The organism is Empedobacter sp. UBA7252 (assembly GCF_002472765.1).
Lineage (GTDB): Bacteria > Bacteroidota > Bacteroidia > Flavobacteriales > Weeksellaceae > Empedobacter > Empedobacter falsenii_B.
On sequence record NZ_DKSQ01000041.1, the window covers coordinates 28,223 to 33,283 of the forward strand.

The 5,061-nt window shown below is 31.6% G+C and carries 2 protein-coding genes; both read right to left on the reverse strand.

Translation table 11 applies throughout. From position 1 onward, the window contains the following. Positions 1–32: 32 nt before the first annotated feature. Positions 33–2,297, reverse strand: a complete 2,265-nt coding sequence (locus tag B2X73_RS05405; protein WP_291049321.1) for an NADP-dependent malic enzyme — start codon at positions 2,295–2,297, stop codon at positions 33–35. 143 nt (positions 2,298–2,440) lie between these two features. Continuing rightward, on the reverse strand, positions 2,441–5,061 hold a 2,621-nt coding region (locus tag B2X73_RS05410; protein WP_291095940.1), incomplete at its 5' end, for a carboxypeptidase regulatory-like domain-containing protein.

Genomic DNA, 5,061 nt, shown 5'->3' on the forward strand with positions numbered 1-5,061 from the left:
AAGTGGATTTTTTGTATTATAAATTTTATATTTTACTGATGTTGTTGTGCATCAATTACAGCAATGGTAACCATATTCACAATTTCGCGAACAGTACTATCCAATTGTAACAAATGAATTGGTTTTTTCATTCCGATCAAAATTGGTCCAACCGCTTCTATATTTCCTAATTCTTGTAATAATTTATACGAAATATTCGCTGATTCAAGATTTGGAAAAACTAATGTATTCGCATGCGTTCCTGCTAATTTAGAAAATGGAAAATTACTTTGTAATTTCTCTCTGTTTACTGCAAAATTTGCCTGAATATCGCCATCAACTAAAACATCTGGATGATTTTGATGTAGATAATTCACTGCATTCTGAACTTTAGAAACCGTTTCTCCTTTATTTGATCCGAAGTTTGAATAAGATAATAATGCAATCTTTGGTTCAATTTTAAATTTCTTAATTGTTTCGTTAAATTGCAATGTAATGTTAACTAAATCCTCTGAAGTTGGATCTAAATTAACCGTTGTATCACCTAAGAAAACTGGTCCTTTTTCTGTCAACATCATATACATACTCGCAACTTTTTGACCTTGTTCCGCTCCAATTAATTCTAAAGCTGGACGAATCGCTTGCGAATAATTTTTCGTCATTCCCGAAATCATTGCATCTGCATAACCAAACTCAACCATACATGATCCAAAATAATTACGATCTCTCAATAATTTTTTCGCATCAGATTTTGAGATTCCTTTTCGTTGACGTTTCGAATAAATAAAATCAACGAATTGATTGTATCTATCCGAATCTTCTTCAGCATTTGTATCAACAATTTCAACATCTTCCAAATCCAACATATAATCTTTAATCATTTGTTGAATTTTATTTTTCTTTCCTAAAATAATTGGAATAGCGATTTTTTCTTCCTTTACAATTTGCGCTGCACGAAGAATTTCGAAACGATCTCCTTCAGCAAAAACAACACGTTTTGGATTTGATTTTGCCGTTTGTGTCAAATTACGCATAATCGTACTTTCTTTTCCGATTCGCTTAATCAAAGACAATTTATATGCTTCGAAATCTGTAATGATATTTTTAGCAACACCAGTTTCGATCGCCGCTTTTGCAACCGCAGCCGAAACTTCTGGTAACAAACGGGGATCATTAGGTTTTGGAATTATATAATCTTTTCCAAATTTGATCGAATGATTATTGTATGCTTGCGTCACAACTTCAGGAACTGGTTCTTTTGCTAATTCTGCAATTGCTCGAACAGCAGCAATTTTCATTTCCTCATTAATTGTCGTCGAACGAACATCTAACGCTCCTCTAAAAATATACGGAAACCCCAGTACATTATTCACCTGGTTTGGATAATCAGAACGCCCAGTTCCCATAATAATATCTTGACGCGTCGCAACTGCTAAATCGTATGCAATCTCTGGATTTGGATTTGCCATTGCTAACACAATTGGGTTTTCTGCCATTGTATTCAACATATCTGCTGATAAAACATCTGCAGCCGATAAACCGATAAAAACATCTGCATCTTTAACAGCATCTGCCAATGTCGAAATATCACGATCTGTTGCCCATTCAGACTTAGAAGGATCAAGATTATCACGGTCAGAACGGATTACGCCTTTACTGTCTAACATCACGATATTTTCTTTCGTTGCACCAACAGAAATATACATTCCTGTACACGAAATTGCCGCAGCACCAGCTCCGTTTACTACAATTTTAACTTTAGAAATATTTTTTCCTTGTAATTCACATGCATTAATCAACGCTGCACCAGAAATAATAGCTGTTCCGTGTTGATCGTCGTGCATAACTGGGATATTCATTTCAGCTTTCAAACGTTTCTCAATTTCGAAACACTCAGGCGCTTTAATATCCTCTAAATTAATTCCTCCAAAAGTAGGCTCTAAAGCTTTTACCGTATTGATAAATTCATCAACATTTTTTGTATCCAATTCGATATCGAAAACATCAATATCAGCAAAAATTTTGAATAGAAGACCTTTACCTTCCATCACCGGTTTTGAAGCTACCGCACCAATATCTCCCAAGCCTAAAACGGCTGTACCGTTACTAATAACTGCAACCAGATTTCCTTTTGCTGTGTACTTATAAGCATTTTCTGGATCTTTTTCAATCTCTAAACAAGGCTCCGCAACACCTGGTGAATAAGCAAGCGATAAATCACGTTGTGTATTCGTAGGTTTTGTAGGCACTACTGCAATCTTTCCTGGTTGACCCATTGAATGGTAATTCAATGCATCTTTCTTACGATTGTCATTCATTTCTCTGTGGTTTATATTTTTTCAAAATAAATTTAGGTAAAATATATTCAACCCACTTATGACAGATGTTAGATTTTGATATTTTATTAAAATAAATTATCGAGTTATACAATTTTGAAGTTAATAATTATGAGGTTGATAAATTAAAAATTAAATCGAGTGGTAAACATAACTTGAGTTGGTCTCAACTTATAGATAAATCGTTGTTCATAATTGGAAGAAAAACTGTTTTGAGAAAAATATTTTTCATTAAAAAGATTATAAGCAGACAATTCAAAATCTATTTTCTTCTTTTTTAATGAATAACGATACATTAAATCTCCGAAAGTTGAATTTGGATTTAATCTTGAATCATCATTAACATACAAATCAAAATTAAGTTTTATATAATGCTGATCTGCAGGAAAAAAATGTAATCCTATTTGGTGGATTTGATTGGTGATTGATCGTGAACTTGAGTTTCCTGATAATTTATTTTTATAATTGGTTACACCATATTTATATTCAAACGTTACCCAACTTAATAAGCGAAAAGAAGCGTCAAAATTAGAAGTTAAAATGGTATTATTAATTTCGATTAAATCATCATTTAATAATTGATCGTAGGTTGTAAAATTATAACCTCCAGCTAAATTAAATGTTGTCTTAATTTTAGAAAAATATTGACTTATTTTAGCATTAACAGAATGTGTTTTTTGATGATTTTTTAAGTTCAAAGCTTCTAAAACTGTACTTGCATCCGCATTATAGCTGTAATTGTAGATTAAGTTATTTTCTGACCAATTGTACGAATATCCAAAATTGATAAACCTAGATTTTATCGGATTTTTATACTCGAAACGTAAAGAAGAAATCCATTTTTTTACTTCGTTAAAATTTCCGTCATTTTGTTGAATAGAATTGTATCGATACAATATAAATCCTTCGTGCAAACGTGTTAAACTCCCCAAATCATTAGAGAAATTATGCGAGGTTGATACTTTCCAGAATTTTGAAAATTCTAAACCTATATTAAATTTTGGTTCGATGTAAAAACGATTGTATGAAGTTTTATTTCCGAAAGAATTATTCTCTAAATTATACCACTGAAAAGGAATTCCAAAAGAAAAATTAAGTCGATTCTTTCTGTACGAAAAGTTATTTTCTACATACGGATTTAAAGTTGACCAGCGTGTATTGTTCTCAAAAGAAGAATTTATCGTTTGCTCATCTGCCAACAAATTACTTTTCATCGTATGATTGATGTACTTAATTCCAATTTTAGACTGTAAGACAAACGCTTTTATTCCTTTTGAAAATTCAGCGAAATTATTTGTCGAAAATTTCTCAAAATTAATTTGTTGAAACACATTTTGATAATCATTTCCGTTGTTTATAAAATCAGTAAAAACTCCAGGAAAAACACTTAAATTCTCGTTATAATTTCTGTATGCAATATTGGATTTAAATGTGATCAATTGTTTACCAACTTTCTTGATTGTATTAAACTGATTGGTAAACTGCCGATTTGGTTGAGCCAAACGTTGTGTAATAAAATTATTATTTTGATTGAGATCTCCTCTCGAACTGTTCCAGTCTCCTTTAAATTCCAAGACATTTTCAAGATAATTTTTAGAACTATTTTGAGATAATGTTGCTTTTAGATTAAGACTTTCTATTTGCAAATAATTTTTTTTGATTTCGTTGAGAAATATATCACCTGTTGGTAAAAAATATTGTGTGTTTGTTTCTCCGAATCGCTTTTGAAAATCGTTGTGATAAGACAAGTTAATTCGTAAATCTAGCTCTTTTTTTAATTTAAAAAGATGATTCCAAGAACCAATATTTATTGCATTATCTAACCAACGTTCGCCATCAAAATTGGGAGTTTGTACACCTGCAATTGATAACCAACTTTCGTTCGAAAATTTTTCAGAGTCATTTAAAAAATCTTCAAGACTTAAGGTTTTTAATTGACGAGAAACATCATTTCCACGATTATTTCCTTGATAAGAACCTATCATTTGTTGCTTTTTTGTGAACAACATTGGTGTAATATTCGCCTGATACAACAATGGTGAAGCGCCAAGACCAACTTCTGCTTTACCAGAATAGGTAATTTTGCTTTTTAATTTGATATTTAATGCGGCTTTAGAGCTATAAACCAAACTGTCTAAAATCTTGATCGGTTGATGATTCTCTAAAATTTGTACTTTATCCACAGCGTCTGCAGAAAGATTTTCGTTTGCTAATGCATATTTTCCGCCCAACAAATCCATTCCTTCGATGTAGTATTTATTGATTGGTTCGCCTTGATACAAGATTCTACCAGAATTTTCGATTTCTATTCCAGGCATTTTTTTGATCACATCTGCTATAGAACGGTCTTTTATATCTTTAAAATTACTGACATCATAGGCAATTGTGTCGCCTTTTTTGCGAATTGGAGATTCTTTTAATTTAACTTCTTTTAACTCGATAGCTTTTCCTTGTAAAGTGAAATCAAAGTTTGTAGACGATTCATTTACCAAATCTGAAGTAAAAGCATAATTCATCGCACGAACCTTAATTTCATAGGTTTCGTGCGATGGATTATCTATTTTGATAGAATATTTACCATCAGATTTTGTAATAAAGTATGCCAACGTTTCGTCCGAAGTACTTGGTGAAATGGTAACATTAGCACCAGAAATAGGTTTTCCTTCTTCATTTTTAACAACACCAGAAATAGTAAGTTGTGCAAAAATAAAGTGTGAGATTAGAGTTGTAATCTTCCCTAAAAAAC